Origin of the sequence: Streptomyces xanthophaeus (assembly GCF_000725805.1) — a bacterium.
Classification (GTDB): Bacteria; Actinomycetota; Actinomycetes; order Streptomycetales; family Streptomycetaceae; genus Streptomyces; species Streptomyces xanthophaeus.
Map to the genome: position 1 here is coordinate 273502 of NZ_JOFT01000019.1, position 19549 is coordinate 293050.

Here is a 19549-nt window from a genome sequence, read left to right on the forward strand (position 1 = left end):
ACTCCCTGTGTTGCAGCCTCCCTTGACATTGAGGTTTCAGGAGATTTACGTTCCATGGCACTTGAGAGCGCTCTCGAACGCGCTCTTCCCCCCGCTGATCGAGGTGCTGTTTCGTGCAAGCCTCCCTCTCCAGACCTGCCGCGGCGACGCTCCTGGCCGTCGCCCTGGCCGCCGCCGGCCTGGGCTCCGCCGCCTCCCCTGCGGCCGCCGCCACCATCCCCGCAGGTTCGGGCAGTTACACCGACGCCCGTCCCGCCGGTACGTCCGGACCCACGACGAACACCGGTGCCCCCGTCACCCCCAAACTCACCGCCGCCGCCCGGGACAAGCCCGTCCCGACCAACGACTGGTGGACCTCGCTCGCCTACCAGCGCTATGGCGACAACCCGTACTCGACCCCCATGTACGGGCACCCCCTCACCTACCAGGCCAAGGCCTCGGGCCTCGAGGTCGGCTACCCGACCACGCCCGCGATCGTCGGTGACGGCCGGCAGTACGAGTACGCCCACAAGGCCGATCTCACCGTCGGCCTCACCGGCCTGAACTCGCCCGACACCAAGGCCGACGCTTGGTCGGACTGGACGGTCACCCCGTACTGGGCGGACGGCTCCCGCACCTTCCGGGCCACCATCGGCCACGGCATGCCGTTCGTATACGCCAAGGGCTCCGGCGGCGACGCGCGCATCACGACCGCCTCCACGCCCTCCGTCTTCGCGGACAACGGCAACGTCCTCGGCATCACGGTCGCCGGCCACCACTACGCCCTCTTCGCCCCGACCGGCGCCGACTGGAACGTCTCCGGCACCACGATCACCGCCGGACTGGCGGGCAAGGATTACTTCTCCCTCGCCGTCCTGCCTTCCACGGACGCGCTGGCGACCTACCGCAAGTACGCGTTCAGCTTCGTCACCGGCTCCCAGGTGGCCTGGCAGAGCGTCGGGGGCGACGTCCGTGCGACCTACACCCTGACCACGGAGGCCAAGGAGGGCACCGAGCGTGGCACGCTCCAGGCCCTGTACCGCCACCAGTGGCTCCACACCGCCGACGCGCTGACCCCGTACACGTACGTCTCACCGCGCGGCACCATGAAGGTGCGCGAGTCCGCCTCCTTCACCACCAGCCAGAAGAACAACGGCGTGGTGCCCGCCCTGCCCGCTTCCAACGGGGTCGACCGGGCCCGGCTGACCGGCTACCTCAACGAGGTCGCCAACGCCTCCGACCCGTTCTCCGGGGCCACCGACACCTACTGGACCGGCAAGGCGCTCGGCCGGCTCGCCCAACTGGTGCCCGTGGCCGACCAGATAGGTCAGACCGCGACCCGTGACAAGCTCCTCGGCCTGATGAAGGGCCGGCTCCAGGAGTGGTTCACGGCGGGCGGGGCGAGCGAGTTCAGCTACGACAAGGACTGGAAGACCCTCACCGGCTACCCGGCCTCGTACGGCAGCGACACCGAACTCAACGACCACCACTTCCACTACAGCTACTACGTCTACGCGGCGGCGATCGTCGCCCAGTACGACCAGGCCTGGGCGGCCGACTCGGCCTGGGGCACGATGATCAAGCACCTGATCCGCGACACGGCCAACCCGAGCCGTACCGACTCGGCGTACCCCTTCCTGCGGGGCTTCGACGTGTACGCCGGCCACAGCTGGGCCTCCGGCCACCAGGGCTTCGCGGCGGGCAACAACCAGGAGTCCTCGTCGGAATCCATCAACCTCAGCGCCGGGCTCGTGCTCTGGGGTGCGGCGACCGGCGACACCTCACTCCGCGACCTCGGCAGCTACCTGCTGACGACGGAGTCCGAGGCGATCACCCAGTACTGGTTCGACGCGAACGAGCAGGTCTTCCCCGCCTCGTACAAGTACGGCACGGTCGGCATGGTCTGGGGCAGCGGCGCCGCGTACTCCACCTGGTGGACCGCCAATCCGGAGGAGATCCACGGCATCAACGTCCTCCCTGTGACCGGTGGTTCACTGCACCTGGCCCGTGAGAAGGCAGCCATTGCCCGGAACATCGCCGAGATGGAGCGGGAGAACGGCGGCCCGGCCCAGGAGTGGCGCGACCTGCTCTGGGAGTTCGAGGCGCTGACCGATCCGGCCAGGGCGAAGGCCAAGTGGGACGGCGTCAACGGCAACTACACCCCGGAGCAGGGCGAGTCCAAGGCGCACACCTACCACTGGATCAGCACGCTCGACACGCTCGGCGCGCCGGACATGACGGTCAGCGGCGACCTGCCCACCTCTGCCGTCTTCAGCAAGAACGGCACCCGCACCTACACCGCGCACAACCACGGCTCAACCACCCGTACGGTGACCTTCTCGGACGGCAAGACGCTGTCCGTACCCGCCCGTTCGACGGCCACGGGCACCGGCGCCGACACCGGAAACCCGGACCCGGAGGAGCCCGGCCCCTCCACCGGCAACACCTTCCGCCTCAAGTCCGGCGGCATCCTCACCACCTCCACCGCCGACCCGGCCGGCGCGGACACCGTGGCCTCGGCCGACGGCGTCAACCGGGACGGCACCCCGTACCGGCCGACCGTCTACGAGGCGAAGCAGGTCAACGGCCAGGTCGCCGCGGGGGCGGGAACCACGTTCCGCCTCCGGGTGGACGCGGGCACCAAGGTGGCGCTGGCCCCGCAGGTCAGGGTCAGCTACGACCTGACCGGTGACGGCACCTTCGACCGCACCGAAACCTACCGCTACTTCGCGACGGACCCGGTCGCGGGCTGGGAGGAGTACACGCAGGCCGTCGGCGCGCAGGCCGTCACCGGCAGCCTGGGCGAACTCAAGAACGGCACCGTCCGCCTGGAGATATGGAACGCGCTGGGCAACGGCACGTCCCAGGTCCAGACGGGCACGGACGCGGCGGTGCTGAAGATCCCGTACGCGTAACCCACCCACCGCCGCGAAGCCCCCTGTTCGGACGGTGTACGAACCAGAACGACGAACATGATCGGTGCGGCGGGTCTCCGGCTCCTCAGGGCGGGGACCCGCCGTACGCGTACGCAGCGTCCGGGCTCAGGCCGAGTCCCGCCGGACCAGCACGGTCGGGGTGATCACGGAGTAGGGCGCCGGCCCGTTCTCCGCAGGGTCGAGGTTGCGCAGCAGCAGTCGCGCCATCAACCGCCCCTGCCCCTCGATGTCCTGCCTGACGGTGGTCAGCGGCGGGACGGTCTCCTTGGCCACCGGATCCATGTCGTCGAACCCGACGACCGCCACCTGCTCCGGCACAGCGATCCCGCGCTCCCGCAGGACCCGCAGAGCCCCCGAGGCCATCAGGTCGTTGGCGACGAACACCGCGTCCAGGTCGGGCCTGCGTTCCAGCAGCTCAGCCATCGCCCGCGCCCCGCTCTCCACGGTGAAAGCACCCTCGGCGACGAGCGTGGGATCCGTGTCCAGCAGCACGTCCCGGTAACCGTCGAGACGGTCCATCGCCGAGGTCTGGTCGGGCGGCCCGCCGATGTGGGCGATCCGCTCCCGCCCGAGGTCGCGCAGGTACTGCACGGCGGCCCGGGCCCCGCCCCGGTTGTCGGCGTCGACGTACGGAACGGCCCGCTCGCCGGGGTCGGAGGTCCAGCCGGGCCGACCCCCGAACACGGTCGGGATCCCCGCCCGCCGGGTGATCGCGGGCAACGGGTCGTCGGTGTGCAGGGAGAACGCGAGCGCGCCGTCCACGTGCCCGCCGGACAGGTACCGGGTGATCCGGTCGAAATCCCCCGGCCCCTCCACCAGCAGCAGCACGAGCTGGGTGTCGTGGGCGGTCAGCTCCTTGCTGATGCCCCGGATCTGCTGGGAGAAGAAGGGGTCCGAGAAGATCCGCACCTCCGGCTCGGCGATGACGACCGCCACCGCACCCGTCCGCCGGGTCACCAGCGTCCGGGCCGCGTGATTGGGGACGTAGCCGAGCTCGTCGACCGCCCGGAGCACCTTGTCGACCAGCGGTTTGCGGACCCCGTCGCCGCCGTTGACGACCCGCGAGGCCGTGGCCCGGGACACTCCCGCAAGCGCCGCGACGGCTTCCAGGGTGGGGCGGGCCCCGGGGGACTGCTCGGGCAAGACGGTCGCTCCTCCTCCACGGTGGCGACGACACGCAAGGTGGTGCGGACCTGCACCGCCGCCGGATCGCCTACAGCTTAACGCGGGGACACACCCGCTGCCTGAGAGCGCTCCCAATCGCCCATCACCCCCGGCCCGCCTCCCCGCGGGCCCACCAGTCAGACCCGGGACCCCCGCCGAAAGCGCCGGCCTTCAGCCGACACAGATGGTCGGCCGCTCCACCAGCAGGGCGCGGAGCCAGGCGCTGGGGCCATCATGGAAGTGGCGTCTACGGAACCGGACTTGGGCTGATCGGCACCGATCCGGAGTCGACGCAGCACACCCGGTCGAGCGAGACGCCTAGTGGAGGACATGTGCCGCAGGACATCGAGTTCCACCTCCCCTTCCCGATCGCCCTCAGTCCGGACCTGGAGGGCGCGCGCCAACGCAATCTGGCGTGGGTGGCGGGCACTGGTCTCGTCGGGGAGGGCCGCTCGCTGGAGTGGTACGCGTCCTGGGACATGCCGCTCCTCGCCGCGTACGGCTTCCCCTACGCCGATGGCCACGCCCTGGACCTGTGCGCGGACGCGATGGCGTTCTTCTTCGTCTTCGACGACCAGTTCGACGGCCCTCTCGGCCAGGACCCCGCCCGCGCCGCGGCCGTGTGCCGACAGCTGATCGACATCGTGCACGGCGTCGTTCCTGCAGCCGGGGCCGATGCGTGCGCGGTGGCGTTCGCCGACCTCTGGGCGCGAAGCTGCGACGGCGCGCACCCGGGCTGGGTGGCCCGTACCGCACACGAGTGGGAGTACTACTTCGCGACCCAGGCCCACGAGGCGATCGGCAGGCTCCGCGGAACACCCGCCGACGTGGAAACGTACCTGCAGGTCAGACGGGGCATAGCCGGAACCGACCTGCCCCTGTCCCTGGGCGAGCGGGCCGCCGGCGTCACCATCCACCCGGCCGCCCTCCACAGTCCGCAGCTGCGCATCATGCGCCAGGCCGCGACCGACGTCACTTTCATGTGCAACGACGTCTACTCGCTGGAGAAGGAGGAAGCCCGCGGAGACATGGACAACCTCGTCCTCGTCCTCGAACACACCCGGCCCTGTACCCGAGACGAAGCCATCAGTGCCGCCCGCCGGGAGGTCGACGGCCGCGTCACGCGTTTCCAGGAACTTGCCCTCCAGGTCCCAGCCATGTGCCTGCAGCTCGGTCTCACCGGCCCGGAGCGAACTGCCGTGGCTACGTACGTCGAGGTCATGGAGACCTGGATGAGCGGCTACCACGCCTGGCAGACCCGGACCCGCCGCTACACCAGTGCACTCCAGATCATCCCCAGCACGGGGCCCGGCTACTTCGAAGAGGTCCTGAAGACGCCGGGCACCGGAAGAAACAGCTCTGGCTGCGCCTGACGGGATCCAGGGGAGGACGGACGACACTCACCTACCGGCACGTCCACAAGACCGACGGCCCACAACGCACAGCCCAGGCAGTCCCGCCCCCCGGCACTGGCTAGCGCCATCCGGAGCCACAGGGGGTGCCGCGCGCCTTTCCGAGGGCTGGACAGCAGTTGTTCCCCACTTCGGGATGCAGTTCAGCCCCGCCCCGGGATCGCACAATGCGCAGAGCATCGGTGGCTCCTGCCGCATCCTTGGTACGCGATGCGGCGACATGGAGCCGCATTTGGAAAGTCGACGCAAAGGCGGCCGAGGGAGCACCCCCGGGTGAGGCGGCCGGCTGATTGGCGCATCCTGCTGCCAATTCCCTCAGAGCCATGCCGCTGCACCGGGACAATGCCGTACTCCGGATCGGCCCCGCCGACTCCGGCCTGTAGCAGGAGCTGGCCCCAAAATCACCTGGCTGGAGGCGCCCATCTCAGCGTGCCCGAACCCGAACCCTTCATGGCAAGCGAGCATGTGATGGTACGTCGCCGACGGCCTGTTCCGCGAAGTCGCCTGCCGCGCAACTCCATTGGGGCCTTGGCGCACCGGCTGAGGGCTGTCGATCGAGCACGGCTGGGAAGAGCTCTCCGAGGTCGATTGGCGATGGTCCAGATCGAGGGAATCCATTTCGCCCTCTACCGGCTGAACACCAGCCAACTGAAGGACGCCATCGTGTCCGTCCTCAATGAGACGGAGGACGACGAAGCCGCGATCAACATCCTGCTGACGGCCCTGGGTATCGGCCCCGACGCAGTGACCTACCGGGGAAACGTAACGGCCTGGGAGACCAGGTAACGGCCTGCCGGTCACTCACCCTCACGCAGCGGCATAGGGCACTGGAGACGGAGAATCAGGACGCGGGCTTCGGGCAAGGTCTGGGACCCGAACCGAGTTTCGATGTCGCCTCTGTGCGCAACCGTGCGTACTTGACGTTCAGTCCCAGTCAGCTGCGGGCTGACTGACCCGGCCGCCCGCGTGCGCGGATCGGACGTATCCCTCGGGCGCCTGGGGAAGAGAGGCCACGCATTGCGGAGAGCATGCGTTGACCAGGAGGGGCAGGACATCCGTGGCAACGCGCAAGGAGATCCAGGCCGGGTGCAGACCGCCTTGCTCTATCGGTTGGTCGCAGACGCTGCATGATGAGACGGCTGTCGTGCCCCAGCGGCGTGCGTCCAAGTCCGCTGTGTCAAGGCCCGTGACGGAGCTGCGGGCGGGTGCCAGCCGGGGGAACGGTGCCCGCAGCTTGTGATTTCCGAACAGGGAACGCGTACTGACCGTGCTCCTCATGAGCCCGGTGCATCTGGTGATTTCGTAGGGGAACCAGTGCAGCCGATAAGAGGTGTAAGGGGTGAACTCCTCCAGACTGGTCATCGCCCCGATTTCGGATGGGAGTCGGACGAGGTTGCTGCCGTAGAGCATGAGGTGCTTGACCGCTGTCAGCTTTCCGATGGCCGGCGGCAGTGTGACGACCTGCCGTCGTTCTTCGGGGCTCAGCTCAAGAAGGGGACGAAACTCCTCCCGGCCGTCGGCGGCCGCCTCATCGATGAGCTCAAGCAGGTGTTTCCAGCCCGGAGCCGAGGTGTCTTGGAGCTCGGTGTGGAACCCGACGCGAGCGCGCGGGTGAGGCTTGCTCTGGTCGAAGCAGCGGCAGGTCTCGCGGTGGGACTTACGTCCAGCCGGTTCCGATCCGGACGTGTCGCCCCACCGATTCACGAAGAGCTGCTGCTTGCCCTCACCCACCATGACTCCAACCTACTAGCGCTGTCCTCGAATGCCCCGCGCCGAGCCGACTTTCTTCCAGGTGCTCGGGCACGGTGCCTTCGCATGTCTGATGCCCGCGCCACTCACTGATCACCTCAGTGCAGCCGGGGGCTGGTGTGAGTGTGCGGGTGCGGTGGCAGCGGTGGTGTGTCAGCGAGTGGCTGTTCTGGGGGCGGGTGAGGCTCCCCATGCCATTGGCCTTTTGGGGGAGCGAAGCTGTAGCGGTGGGTGGTTCAAAGGCCTGCCAGTGGTCGACCTGCACTTGGTGTTCCCTTGAGGGCCTGGGACAGGCGAAGACGGTGAGGAGCACGCGGCGCCTTCGCGGACAGTCACGCGGTTCATGGCACTTTTCGCTTTGGGTGACGGGGGGTGAATTGGGCGGTCCACGACCAGGGCTCCGTGGGCTCATTTCAGTGGACCTGGACGTCGGTTTCGTGGGAGTCGCTCGCGAGTTCCGTCACCATGACCGCCGCAGCGGTCCGTGCGTCTTCTGGGTGCGTGAGGACAGGAATGTCCAAGCGCCCGCAGAGCATTCCGCCCTCCAGGGTGAAGACGCTGAAGCGCCAGCCTTCCGGCGTCGCCAACAGGACGAACGCCTTCGGAAGGCCCCAGAGCGGCCGCTTATCCTTCTCCTTCTTGCGTCCTCACCATGCCGCTATCCACCATCGTCGGGATTACGGTGATGGACCGGGGTGGAGGCGCTGCTGCCGCGGCGCGGTTTGGCGCCGGTGTGTCCCACAGGACTTACACGGTAAGGTCGAAGTCGGGCGCCTGGATACCGGCTCGGAGCGCGACGCGATGTACACCCACGGCGTCGCAGACGAGCCGCCGCTCTTTACGCTGGGCGTGGCCAGTCAGGCGGGCGACCGTTCCCGTCGCCTCGGAATCGGCCCGACCGCGATCATCGATCGGGAGCTGGCAGGGCCGAGGACCACGCAGCCCCGGCAGCGCCAGTGCCTCCTGGTACCCCGCGCGGCTCGCCTGCCGGTCGGTGAAGGAGACGAGCAGCACCTGATGGCTCTCCGCCATGTCGACCGTCCTCCGCTTCCGTTTCCGTTGCCGCGCGCCCAGCGCACGCTCTCACCTCACAGTGGAACCAGGTGGGGACCTGACCGCCACACGCGGCGTCAGGCCGCGGGGGTCTCGTCCTTGCGCAGGGCGGTGCGGACGCCGGTGACGACCACGACGATCAGGCAGAGGGCGATGACGGTCTCGGCCCACAGGAAGGCGAACCAGTCGAGCACGCAGCCGATCGGGGGCGTGCCGGGGGCGCTGTTGCGGAAGGCCGAGAGGGCGAACAGGGTGGCCGCCATCCAGCCGAGGACCGCCCACACCAGGCCGTCTTCGCGGGTGGCCGCGTACCAGGCGCCCAGGAGCACGGACGCCGCCAGTGCCCACATCACGACCATCATGAACACCGCGAAGACGAGCAGGCTGTCCGATCGGGCGAGCCCCAGCCCCAGGGCCGCCTCCTGCGGGGCGCCCGTCGGCGTCGCGTCGATCGAGAAGAGGGTGTCGTTGTTGGAGAACAGCACCCGCACCGGCACCTGTTCGCCGTCCATCCGGGCCCAGAACTCGATGTCGGTCTCGTAGGTGTCGAACGGGTAGTCGCTGATCGACCCATCGGCGATCGCCACCTGCACGTCCTTGATCGCGATCCGTTCGTGCGCCTTGAACTCCAGGTCACCGAGGGTCTGCGCGGAGGTCTGAAGGCTGAGGTCGCCCGTAGGGGCGATCCCCTCCTCCTCGCCGAGGATCCCTCGGGGGGTGACCCGGACCCGCAGGAGCAGTTCCCTGGCCTTGGCGTCGACGCTCTGGACGGTGGCCTGAACGTCCACCCGGTCGGCGGCCGTGGATCGGGCCGGGTGGACGGCGTCGACGGCCTGCCGTTCGGTGAACTGCAGCCACGAGCCCACGGCGACCGCCACCACGACCAGGACCGCGATGGACAGCAGGACCGGCAGCATCGCGGCCGCGGAGCGGCGCGGGCGCGGTGGGTGGCGCGGGTCCCAGACGGGGGCCATCGTGACTCCGGCGAGGTGGGGAGCGATCTCAGGGAGCTGGGGAGCTGGGGAGCTGGGGAGCTGGGCGCTGCGGGCTAGGGGGCCGGGGAGCCGGGAGACTGGGGAGCTATCTCGAACTCGGGCGGTTCGAGGTCCTTCAGGCAGGTGGTCTTGGGCGCCTCGGGGGTGTCGAAGAAGGAGGCCGTGATCTCCTGCGCGCACTTCGAGGTGGCGAACACGACGTGCGGCTCGTAGGGGATCGTGACGACCTTCGCCTTGCTCAGCGTGCGGGCCACGTACGGTCCGTTGTCCGCCCCGGTCTGGGCGTCGAACGCACCGGAGAGGGCGAGGGTGGGGATGTCGCTGGTGGTGACGTCCCTGATCGAGCGCGGGGCCGCGGGGATGTTCCAGGCGGCGCAGTCCGGGTGGAGGGAGGTGAGCAGCGGGGCCTGGGCCTGCACCGAGCGGGGGAACGACGGGAATTCCTTCCGTCCGCCCTGGAGCGCCGCGTCCTCGTCCTCGTACGGCGTCCACTCGCTGCAGAAGATCCCGTAGGCGAGACCGTGGGAGACCACGCCGATGCCCTTGGGGTTGAGCCTCCAGCCCGCCCACTGCTGCGCGATCGGCTTCGGGTCGCCGTTGGCGAGCGCGTCGATGAACCGGGGTACGTCTTCCGCAGTGTGGGTGGCGGACGTCAGCCAGTTCACCAGGGTCCCGCCGTCCAGCACCACCTTCACCGGCTTGTCGCTGCCGGGGAGGGTGACGGTGGTGGTGACCGGCTTGGCCTCGAGGTCGCTGACGAGCTTCTCGAAGGTGGCCGACAGGTTCGGGTAGCGCTCGTTGCAGGCCGGCTGGTCCGCGCAGGCCTTGAACAGGCCGTCCACGCCCTGCCGGAAGCTGCTCCACGTCGAGGCCGAGCCGGCCCTGGACGGCGGCAGGATGCCGTCGACGGCCACCGACCGCAGGCCCTCGGGGTGCAGGCGCATGTAGGCGAGCGCCAGGTGGGTGCCGTAGGAGATGCCGTACAGGTTCCAGCGGTCGACGCCCAGCGCGGCGCGCAGGTCTTCGTAGTCGGCGGCGCTCTCGATGTCGTTGTAGGCGCCGAGGTCGATCCCGCGGGCCGCCAGCTTCTCGCGGCAGGCCTTCGTGGCCTCGACGTGCTGGCGCTCGGTGGACGGAGCGTCGTAGACGAGGCCGACGACCTTGCCGTTGAACTCGTCGATGTTGGGGCACAGGAGCTCCGGGTCGGCCGAGTACGTGCCGCGCTGGGACATGAAGACCACGTCGCGGTCGCGGTTGAGGCCGCCGTCGATCGCCATCTTCGCCTCGCCCACGGCGTCGTCTCCGGGACCGCCCGCGAGCCACACGATCGGGTCGGGTTTCGGGTTGTCGGCGAGGGCGGGCACGATCGCGACCCCGAGTTCGATGGTCCGGCCGCCCGGCTTGGCGCGGTTCTCCGGCACGGTGAGCGTCCCGCAGCGGGCCCCTTCGAGCTCCTCGACGGGTTCCGGTGTCTTCGGGCAGGGGCCCGGTTCGAAGCGGGCGTCGCCCACCGTCCGCGCGGTCGAGCCGATCGGCGCCGGGGGGCTGGGAGCGGCGCCGGGGCCCGGGCGTGCCTGGGCGGGCGCGGTGAGCAGGCCGGAGACGAGGAGCGTGGTCACCAGGCCGGCCGACGGCGCCAGGAGTCCTCGTGCGGTGCGCCGACGACGGGGCGCCTGCTGGAGAGTCATCTGCCCTCCCGGCTACTTGGGGATGATCGTGAACGGCTGGGGCTCGAGGCCGTCCACGCAGCGCGTGTCGGGCGCGGTCGGGCGAGCGAAGAACGAGGCCAGCACGCTCTGCGCGCACGGCGACTGCGGGACGACCCAGTGGCCGATCCCGGGGACGAGGACGGAGGTCGAGTTCGACAGGTTGCGGGCCACGCCCTTGGCCCAGCTCGCCCCGGTCTTCACGTCGAACGTGCCGGAGACGACGAGCGCCGGCACCGGGCTGACGGTGGGCACGCGCTGGACGGACGCACGGTCAGGAACGTCCCAGACCCCGCACACCGGGTACTGGAAGGGCAGTTGCGGAGCCTGGGCCAGGACCGTGTCCGGCCACCCCGGGTAGGCCTTGCGGCCCGCCTTGAGCACATCGGACTCCGTGTACCCGGGCGCCCATTCACTGCACGCGATCGAGTTCGTCAGGCCGTGCGCGAACTCGCCGGTCTTCTGGACCGAGCCGGCCGCGCGGGCCTGCGCGAAGCGCTGGGGGTTCCCCTTGCTCAGTTCTTCGAGCGCGGCGGGGATGTCCTTGGGCCGGGGGGTGAAGGCGACGATCAGGTTGAGCAGCGTGCCCCCGTCGAGGACGGTCCTGACCGGCTTCCCACCGTCCGGCGGCTTGACGTCCAGGGTCAGGGGCTGCGCCTCCAGCTTGCGGACCTGCTCCGTCAGCGTGCGCGGGAGGTCCGGGTAGCGGTCCTTGCAGGCGGGCTGGGCGGCGCACGCGTCGAAGATGTTGCGGATCCCCTCGGCGGTGCTGCCCCACGTCCACGGCAGGGTCACGTACTGGGACGGTGCGACCGAGTCGAGCGCCACCGAGCGGATTCCCTCGGGGTGAAGGCGCAGGTAGGTGAGGGCCAGGTTGCTGCCGTAGGAGTACCCGTAGACGTTCCACTGCGGGATGTCCAGCGCCCGGCGCAGGTCGGCGAAGTCCGCTGCGTTCTCGGTGCTGTTGTAGGCGCTCAGGTCGGCCCCGTCGGCGACGAGGCGGGCCCGGCAGTCCGTCACCGCCTTCAGCATGGTCTGTTCCGCCTGCTGGGAGTCGTAGCCCAGTCCCACGGCCTTCTCGTTGAAGCGGTCGACCTCCGGGCAGGCGAGGTTGGGCTGGTCGTAGAGGTTTCCGCGCTGGGCCATCACGATCAGTTCGCGGTCCTTGTTCAGGCCGGACTCCACGAGGAACGGGATGTCGTCGAAGGTGTCGGCGCCGGGGCCGCCCGCCATGAACACCACTGGGTCCGCGGCGGGTTCGTCCGAGACGGCCGGGATCCGCGCCACCGCCAGCTTGATCGTCCGGCTGCCGGGGCGGGAGCGGTTCTCGGGGACCTGGAGGGAGCCGCACTGCGCATCGGCGAGTGCTTCGATCGGCTCAGGAGTCTTGGGGCAGGGACCGGGCACGAACGCCGATGTGCCGGAGGGGCTCGGTTGCCAGGCCGGCTGCGCAGCAGCGGCGGCGCTGCCTGGTACGGGGCCGAAGGCTGCGAGACAGACCAGAGCGGTCGCGGCGGCTGCCGCGTGGGTGCTGTGCTGTGGCATGTGATCTCGTTCCTCTGCCGACTGAGGCGGCCGCCCTGCCGGGCCGGGCCGCAGCGGTGTGGATGGAACGCTCGCGATCCACGCTACCCGGCGGCGTGCCCGGGCGCTCGCGGAATGCTCACGCCCCGTGGCCGCCCGTGTACCCTCCGCACCGCCTTCCGCACCGCTGTCCACACCACCGGCAGGCCGCCCCCCGTCCCGGTGCACCTCCCCGGCCGTCCCGATAGCGTGGAAGGCGCACGAGAGGACCCGCGCCGCCGTCTCGGTCCGGGCCCGTGGAGCGGCAAGACCCCCTGAACGCCCTCGTTCCGAGAAGGTGGTGTCCGTGCACGGGTCGGTTTCGCTGTGCGCCGCCGGGGGCGCCGTGCTCGCGGTCCTCCTGACGGCAGCCGCGGGGCCCCAGCAGGCACGTGCGAACGGCGACGACCGGGAGAAGCGCAGCGGCGGCGTACTGGAGCAGCTGGTGCCTTCTGCCGACGGCCCCGGCTGCGCGGCAGCCGTCGGCACGCGGGGAGACATCGCCTGGGAGGCGGGGCGGGGGAAGGCCGATCTGGGGACCGGGCGCGCCATCACCCCGCAGACGGTCTTCGACATGGCGTCCAACCGCCCGCCTGGACGCGTGAGGTCACCCTGGGCGTCCTGATGCGTCACACCAGCGGCATCACGGACTGCCAGGACCTGCTGGAGGCCGAGGGCATCGGGGTGACGGACCCGGCCGGCCAGAAGGAAGCGATCGGAGCCGTCCTCGCCTCACAGCCCGAAGAGCCGCCCGGGACACGCTTCTCCTACTCCTACAACTACCGCACCGGTCGCATCGGCGGGAAGCAGCTGCTCGCCGGACTCACGGACGGAGCGGTGAGCGTGGGCGACACCCTGCGCGGGCGCGGGATCGAAGAGGGGCGGTACGGGGCCGGGATGCTCGTCCTCCCCGACAAGAGCCTGGTGCACCGGGGCGGGAGGGGTTCCACAGCACCTTCAAGGTCAGCCCGGACCGCGGCACCGCCGTCACCGTCGTGTGCAACGTGGATTCGCCCGATCACTTCCGTGCGGCGAACCGGCTGCTGGACATCTGGACCGGATGACGCGCGCAGGGGCTCCCGGTGCGGCCGCGCGCCGGAGACGGGCCCCGGCGCCTAGAGTGGACCGTCCTGACAGCCGCCGACGCGACCTGACCTGACCCGGCCCCCACCCGCCGCCCGGTCGGGCGCGGCACGCGGGCCGGCCCGAGAGCTCGGAGTGCACCATGGGCCAGCCCCCGCCCGCCGGGACCCGGCGCTCCCGGCCCGCGCAGTCCGCGCCGTCCGCTGACGACAGCGGTGCACTGTTCGGGCTGGAGGACCTGCGGACCGGGCCCGTCCCGGCGGGCTCCGCGCGGCCGGGGCCGCTCGTAGGACCCTCGTTCCGCGACTCCCCTGCCGCCCGTCGGCTGCTCTCCGTACGCGAGATCCACGCCGAACCGGCCGCAGCGGCCTCGCCCCGCGGGCGGCAGATCCTCGCGCGCTTCCCCGAGGCCCGGGTCGTCGACGTGGAATCGCACTGGCGGATCCCGGAACTCCACGGCAACGAGGGCAATCTCGAACGCTGGGTCCGGATCAAGAGCGAGGTCCTCGTCCTAGGCGAGAAGAAGACCCTGCACACCCGGCCGAACGGAAGGTCGGCGGACTGGATCGCCCCCGGTCCGGCGAACGGCTGCGCGATGGCGTGCGCCTACTGCTACGTTCCGCGCCGCAAGGGCTACGCCAATCCGATCACCGTGTTCACCAACATCGAGCAGATCATCGGCCACCTCGGTCGGCACGTCGCGCGGCAGGGGCCCAAGCGGGAGCCCAACCAGTGCGACCCGACGGCCTGGGTCTACGACATCGGCGAGAACAACGACTGCTCGGTGGACGCGCTCATCAGCGAGAACACCGCCGACCTGGTGCACGCCTTCGCCCGCTGGCCCACGGCCAAGGCCTCCTTCGCCACGAAGTTCGTCAACCCCGACCTGCTGCTGCTCGACCCCCGCGGCCGCACCAGGGTGCGCTTCTCGGTGATGCCGCCGCAGGACTCCCGGCTGCTGGACATCCGCACCAGCCCCGTGGAACAGCGCATCGCGGCGGCCGCGGACTTCCTGGACGCCGGGTACGAGGTGCACTTCAACCTCTCGCCCGTCGTCGTCCGGCCGGGCTGGGAAGAGGACTGGGCGCAGTTGCTGCGGCACATGGACGACGTCCTGCCCCGCGCCGTGAAGGAGCAGGCCGCCGCAGAGATGATCATGCTGACGCACAACAAGGACCTGCACGACCTGAACCTGGCCTGGCACCCGCGGGCCGAGGAACTGCTGTGGCAGCCCGGACTCCAACAGGCGAAGCGCTCCGAGAACGGCAGCTGGAACGTCCGCTACCGGACTTCCGGCAAGGCCGAGGCCGTCGCCTCCGTCCGCCGCCTGGTGGCCTCCCACGCCCCGTGGCTGCGGATCCGCTACGCCTTCTGACCGGGCGGGGCGGCCATCCGCCCGCGGCGCAGCGCCTCAGGGCCCGACCCCGCTGGAGCCTCTGGACCTCACGTCATCACTGGACCCCGCCCGTCAGGCGGCCGGCGGCTCACCCGCCCGTGCGGAGGCGGCACGCCGCGTAGAACGGCGCCTGCTGCAGGGCCACGGTGGCGCACCGACAGGTGCGCGGCACTTGCCCCTCTGTCACCGACTTGCCGCTGCACGCCAATCAAGTCAAGAGAGTACGAAGCGCTCGAAGAGTCGGTCGCACCTGGCGAATCGCAGCCCCGCTGAGGTCCTCGCGGCCCCTCCGGGCCCCGCCCAACGGGAGGGGCCCGCAGGGGCGCTCAGCGGGGCGTGTGCATGACCGTGACGTCGCCGGACACGGGCGGCAAGCCCGTGCAGATGAAGGGTCTCTACACCTGGGGCAACGGCATGGCCATGGAGACGGAGATACCGGCCAAGGACCTCGAGATGGACGGCATGGTGGCAGACGGCACCGTCACGATGCGCCTCGTTGACGGCGCGTACTACTACGAGGTCGACCGCGTTGAGGAAGACGGCCCGTTCAAGGGCAAGACCTGGCTGAAGGCTGAAGCCTCCGTCGTCGTCGGTGAGAAGGGCGCGGCGAGCATGGCCGGCGCCAACGGCGCCCCGACCGCCGGCTTGAAGAGCCTCAAGTACGCCAAGGACGTCACCAAGGTCGGCACCGAAAACGTCAACGGAAAGAGCATCATCCACTACCGCACCACTGTCCCCGCCGACAAGATGAGCACGGCCGCAGACATGTACAAGGGCCTCGGCCTGTCCGGCGAGATCGTCACCGACATCTCGGTCGACGACAAGGGCGCCCCTGCACGTATGAACCAGGCCGTCGGCACAACCAGCGTCTCGATGGACTTCCTCGCGTTCGGGGGTGGTAGGACCGTCGTGGTCCCGCCGGCCGCCGAAACGGCCGACATGACCGATCTCTACAAGGAGCAGGTCAAGGGCGGAGCCGCCTGACGCTCAGTCGGCTGCCTCCCCCTCCACGAGCCCTGGCCGTGCGCGGGCGTCAGGCCGGGAAGATGCCGTGGAACATCGCGGCTGCGGTGTCGGGCGTTCCTAGGACCGTCCCTCGCGGTGGGTGCCCGCCGGGAGGGTGCGGGTGGGCGGGACCGCCAGGCCCGTGGGGGTGTTCAGGCCCGTGAGGGGGAGGGTCGTCTGGCCGCTGCCGTCGGGGGCGAGGCGAACCACCCGGTTGTTGAAGGCGTCCGCGACGTAGAGGCGGCCCCTCCCGTCAAGGGCCAGGCCCAGCGGGTCGTTGAGCCCGGACGCGGGGACCGTACTCTGCCCGGAGCCGTCGGCCGCCAGCCTCAGTACGCGGTTGTTGCCGGTGTCGGAGACGTAGAGGTTGCCCGCCGGGTCGAGGACGATGCCGGCCGGCTGGGAGAGCCCCGTGAAGGGAAGGGTGCGCTGCGCGCCGCCTCCGGCGGGGAGGGTGACGACGCGGTCGTTCACGAAGTCGGTGACGTAGAGAGAACCCGCGGAGTCGAAGGCGAGGCCCCAGGGGTGGAGGAGTCCCACGGTCGGTACGGTGCGCTGACCGCTGCCGTCCGCGGGTACCTCGACGACCCGGTCGTTGAAGCTGTCGGCGATGTACAGGTCGCCCTCGGGGTCCAGTGCCAGCCCGAGGGGGCGGGAGAGCCCGTCCGTCGCGACGGTGACCTGGGGGCTGCCGTCCGCGGGGATTCGTACGACCCGGTTGTTCCCGGTGTCCGCCACGTAGAGATCGCCCTCGGCGTCGACCACCATGCCCGTGGGCCGGACCAGACCCACGGCGGGGACCACGTCCTGCCCGCCGCGCCGCGCCAGCCGCAGCACCCGATCGTTGCCGTAGTCGGAGACGTACAGCGGGCCGCCCGCGCCCCCGGATCCCGGGTCGGAGGCGGCTGCTGTACCGGCCGGGGCCAGCCCGATGGCACACAGCGCCAGCAGCACCAGGACGGAGCCGGCCCTGCGGCCGGTACGGCCCGTACGGTTCGTACGCGGGGGTTCGGGAACTGCGGAACGGGGCACGGCGCACCTACCTGTCCTGGTCGTCCGGCCGCCGAGGCTAGCCCCGGGGGCCCGGCCGCTCCTCCGCACCACGCCACGGCCGGGCCGTCTTGCACACGGACGGCCGGGTGGTCACCGCTGCACGCACTGTCGGCTGGCACCTTGCGGCGAGATGGGGCGAATGGGTCCGAGGCCGTGCACGCGTCGAACACGCCTTCGCCCGAATGAAGACCTGGAAGATCCTCCGTGACTGCCGCCTTAAGGGTGACGGCGTGCACCAGGCCATGCTCAGCATCGCCCGCCTGCACAACCTCGCCCTCAGCGGCTGAGGAGATGGGCCCGGTGCTGCTGACCACATGTGCGGCACCATCAAGATCAGTTACGGGACATTTCTGAGGCGGTCTCCTTCCGGTCTTGCCGGCTGGGCCCGTGGTGTCCGGTGCCGCGTGCAGGGCAAGGCGGAGCGGCGCGCCGTGTACTGGACGTACTCGGGCGCCCCCGACAACGCGGCCAGGTGCGGTGCCGGACACCGCGGGCCCGGCAGGACCCGAAGGAGATGGCCTAGCCGTTCAGCCCGCCGATGACCTGGCATCCTGGTCCTCAACCGCCGGGATGCGCCACTTCAAGCTGCCCTGGCGGGAGTGTCAGTCGGAGGTTATGCGGGCCAGAAGCTCCTTGATTTCGCCCACTCGGGGGTGGGTGGGATGGAGGTGGCGCTCACAGGCTGCCAGCCCCCGCAGCGCCTCTGCTTCAGCTTCCTGGTGGTGGCCCAGGCCATGCAGGGCTACAGCGGTGGCGAGCTCGAGGTCGCCACTGGCGGAAGGAAGCAACTCGGTGAGAGCCCTGCGGCACTCGGCCAAGGCCTCCTCATGACGCCCCTGGCCCGACAGACTGCGGATCAGCATCCGGTGCATAGAGGCCGCCAGCAGCTTCTCGGCCCGCGGAAGATGCCCCCTTGCGATCGCCTCCGCCTCTGCGTACCGCTCTTGTGTGCACAGAGCCTCCCCCAGACAGATCAGGGCGACCAGCTCGTCCTGCCACACCTCGGTCAGATGCTTGATCAGCATCAACTCCCGCAGGACATCCTCGGCCTCGGCCTGCGCCTCAGCAGGCCGGCCTTCGATCAGCACCCCCGCACGGGTGATCCTGGCCTCCAGCAGCAGGATCCGGCTCCACCCGCAAAGCTGCTCCAGTTCCCCGATCAGCACTTCCAGTTCAGCCAGCACTGACTCACCCTGCCCGTGGGCAACCGCCGCCAAGAGGGCGTAGTACCTGCCTCGCCATGCAGTTTCAGGCCGCCTGTCCCGCCCCCATTTGCTGTGACGAGCCGTGACAACGGCCTGTGCCCGCGCCTCGGCATCCTCGAACTGTCCCCTGCGGATCAGGCTGTAAGCGTCTTCGAGGGCAGCTTCGTGCCACGGTGCCCCCAGGCCCCTCGCCCACGCCTGCCAGTAGACCGCACTCCACACGCCTCTTCGCCTCGTCACGGACAGCGAGACTACGTGCCCGGCGAAACCGGGCGCTGCCGGGTCTGCACCCGCCGCCGTGGCGGCCCCGCCTGCCTGCCGACCACTGCGGTCTCAAGCAGTCGGTCGCTCGGCTGCCCGGCCGGGCGTGCGGGTCAGGGGCGGAGGAATCCGGTCACGTACCTGCGGGCCCGCCGTCTCGCTGGTGCCGAGCCCCACGGCGACCTCCGCGAACGGAACCCGCCCCCCCGACAACGCCGAGGGCAGCATCCGCGTCCGCCTGCGCGATGACGTACTGGAGATCAGCGAGCGCCTTCAAAGCAACGAAAGGCTCCCGGACAGCAAGTCCGGCCAGCCGGGCGTTCACCTCGGCCAGGAGCGCGGTGAGGTCTGCCGACAGCGGCACCGCAGCGTCCCGGACGACGCTTAGGTGGGCCCCGTAGTCTACGACCGGCCCGGACAGGTCGACGTCCGCTTCACGAGCACGACCGCCGGGGTCAATGTCAGACCCGGTCCGTAGCGTCGAAGACGAAGGGCCAGGGCGGCCGCTCGGTGAAGCGCTGGGTTGTGGGACGGGTCGGGCAACGCCCGCGGCCAGTACTCCGGTCGGTGCCCTGTCCGTCGCCGGACTGCCCACCGAGGCCGGCCGTCAAGCATCATTCCTTCGGTGACCTGGTCGCCGCCGGGGCCCGGCTCACGAGGGCCGGGCTACGGACCGGCGCGCTACCGGGGGAGGAGGGGGCGGATGGTCTTGCTGCCTCCGGGCCCGGGGCGTGACGACGGTGGCGAGGGCGAGGTCGTTGACCATGTGCCAGCCGAACCCACCCGTCCCGTCGACGAGGCCGGGGGTTCTCCCCGGGGGCAGCCCCGGGCTGGGATCCCTCAACGGCGACCTCGAAGCCGTTGTCGAACTCGCCGTTGTCCGGCACAGACGATGTTCCCGACCGTCGGACGCAGCGCGAGCCCGAGCAGCAGCCGGTCCCGGAAGACGTACGAGGCGCCCTGGGAGGCCAGGCTTCCCTGCCTGCCAC

General features: G+C 70.3%; 16 protein-coding genes and 1 pseudogene. 9 read left to right on the forward strand and 8 right to left on the reverse strand.

Annotated elements, in window-relative coordinates:
- The first annotated feature begins 113 nt into the window (after positions 1 to 113).
- Positions 114 to 2894: a glycosyl hydrolase gene (locus IO30_RS0114585; RefSeq protein WP_031142997.1), complete on the forward strand. Its 2781-nt coding sequence runs from the start codon at positions 114 to 116 to the stop codon at positions 2892 to 2894.
- A 126-nt stretch (positions 2895 to 3020) separates the two neighbouring features.
- Here IO30_RS0114585 and IO30_RS0114590 read toward each other — a convergent pair whose 3' ends face one another.
- Complete coding sequence (locus tag IO30_RS0114590) at positions 3021 to 4058, reverse strand: LacI family DNA-binding transcriptional regulator (RefSeq protein ID WP_031143000.1); 1038 nt, start codon at positions 4056 to 4058, stop codon at positions 3021 to 3023.
- Positions 4059 to 4411: 353 nt separating this feature from the next.
- On the opposite strand from IO30_RS0114590, the gene IO30_RS0114595 reads away from it, so the two are divergent.
- Positions 4412 to 5452: a terpene synthase family protein gene (locus IO30_RS0114595; RefSeq protein WP_031143002.1), complete on the forward strand. Its 1041-nt coding sequence runs from the start codon at positions 4412 to 4414 to the stop codon at positions 5450 to 5452.
- 633 nt (positions 5453 to 6085) lie between these two features.
- Complete coding sequence (locus IO30_RS0114600) at positions 6086 to 6277, forward strand: hypothetical protein (RefSeq protein WP_031143003.1); 192 nt, start codon at positions 6086 to 6088, stop codon at positions 6275 to 6277.
- A 138-nt stretch (positions 6278 to 6415) separates the two neighbouring features.
- Here IO30_RS0114600 and IO30_RS0114605 read toward each other — a convergent pair whose 3' ends face one another.
- From IO30_RS0114605 to IO30_RS0114630, 5 genes are all read right to left on the reverse strand, one after another.
- Positions 6416 to 7225 (reverse strand): leucine-rich repeat domain-containing protein, encoded by an 810-nt coding sequence (locus tag IO30_RS0114605; protein WP_234321685.1) that lies wholly within the window; start codon positions 7223 to 7225, stop codon positions 6416 to 6418.
- Positions 7226 to 7987: 762 nt separating this feature from the next.
- Positions 7988 to 8272: a hypothetical protein gene (locus IO30_RS0114615; RefSeq protein ID WP_031143007.1), complete on the reverse strand. Its 285-nt coding sequence runs from the start codon at positions 8270 to 8272 to the stop codon at positions 7988 to 7990.
- Positions 8273 to 8370: 98 nt separating this feature from the next.
- Positions 8371 to 9267 carry a DUF4436 family protein gene (locus tag IO30_RS0114620; RefSeq protein ID WP_031143009.1) on the reverse strand — a complete coding sequence of 299 codons (897 nt, stop codon included), beginning with the start codon at positions 9265 to 9267 and terminating at the stop codon, positions 8371 to 8373.
- Positions 9268 to 9341: 74 nt separating this feature from the next.
- Positions 9342 to 10976, reverse strand: a complete 1635-nt coding sequence (locus IO30_RS0114625; protein WP_051902250.1) for an alpha/beta fold hydrolase — start codon at positions 10974 to 10976, stop codon at positions 9342 to 9344.
- Positions 10977 to 10988: 12 nt separating this feature from the next.
- Positions 10989 to 12539, reverse strand: coding sequence for an alpha/beta hydrolase (locus IO30_RS0114630; RefSeq protein WP_031143013.1), 1551 nt, complete (start codon positions 12537 to 12539; stop codon positions 10989 to 10991).
- 325 nt (positions 12540 to 12864) lie between these two features.
- Between IO30_RS0114630 and IO30_RS47620 the strand changes: the two genes are divergently transcribed.
- The 4 genes from IO30_RS47620 (at position 12865) to IO30_RS0114650 (ending at position 16020) form a co-directional block, all read left to right on the forward strand.
- A complete protein-coding gene (locus tag IO30_RS47620; RefSeq protein ID WP_157853279.1) occupies positions 12865 to 13182 on the forward strand; it encodes a serine hydrolase in 318 nt (105 codons plus the stop codon).
- Positions 13182 to 13676: a hypothetical protein gene (locus IO30_RS41930; RefSeq protein WP_051902252.1), complete on the forward strand. Its 495-nt coding sequence runs from the start codon at positions 13182 to 13184 to the stop codon at positions 13674 to 13676. The genes IO30_RS47620 and IO30_RS41930 overlap by 1 nt, the downstream gene beginning before the upstream one ends.
- Before the next feature lie 106 nt (positions 13677 to 13782).
- Entirely contained in the window at positions 13783 to 15015 is a 1233-nt protein-coding gene (locus IO30_RS0114645) for a spore photoproduct lyase family protein (protein WP_031143017.1), read from the forward strand.
- Positions 15016 to 15378: 363 nt separating this feature from the next.
- Positions 15379 to 16020 (forward strand): SCO4651 family lipoprotein, encoded by a 642-nt coding sequence (locus tag IO30_RS0114650; RefSeq protein ID WP_051859256.1) that lies wholly within the window; start codon positions 15379 to 15381, stop codon positions 16018 to 16020.
- 99 nt (positions 16021 to 16119) lie between these two features.
- Here the strand turns inward: IO30_RS0114650 and IO30_RS0114655 are convergent, their stop codons facing one another.
- Complete coding sequence (locus IO30_RS0114655; RefSeq protein ID WP_078904690.1) at positions 16120 to 17073, reverse strand: virginiamycin B lyase family protein; 954 nt, start codon at positions 17071 to 17073, stop codon at positions 16120 to 16122.
- 101 nt (positions 17074 to 17174) lie between these two features.
- On the opposite strand from IO30_RS0114655, the pseudogene IO30_RS43480 reads away from it, so the two are divergent.
- A pseudogene (locus IO30_RS43480) lies at positions 17175 to 17381 on the forward strand (transposase); the annotation flags it as partial.
- Positions 17382 to 17696: 315 nt separating this feature from the next.
- Here IO30_RS43480 and IO30_RS41935 read toward each other — a convergent pair.
- A complete protein-coding gene (locus tag IO30_RS41935) occupies positions 17697 to 18278 on the reverse strand; it encodes a tetratricopeptide repeat protein (RefSeq protein ID WP_157853281.1) in 582 nt (193 codons plus the stop codon).
- 445 nt (positions 18279 to 18723) lie between these two features.
- Between IO30_RS41935 and IO30_RS0114670 the strand changes: the two genes are divergently transcribed.
- Complete coding sequence (locus IO30_RS0114670) at positions 18724 to 18948, forward strand: hypothetical protein (protein WP_031143024.1); 225 nt, start codon at positions 18724 to 18726, stop codon at positions 18946 to 18948.
- Positions 18949 to 19549 lie beyond the last annotated feature (601 nt).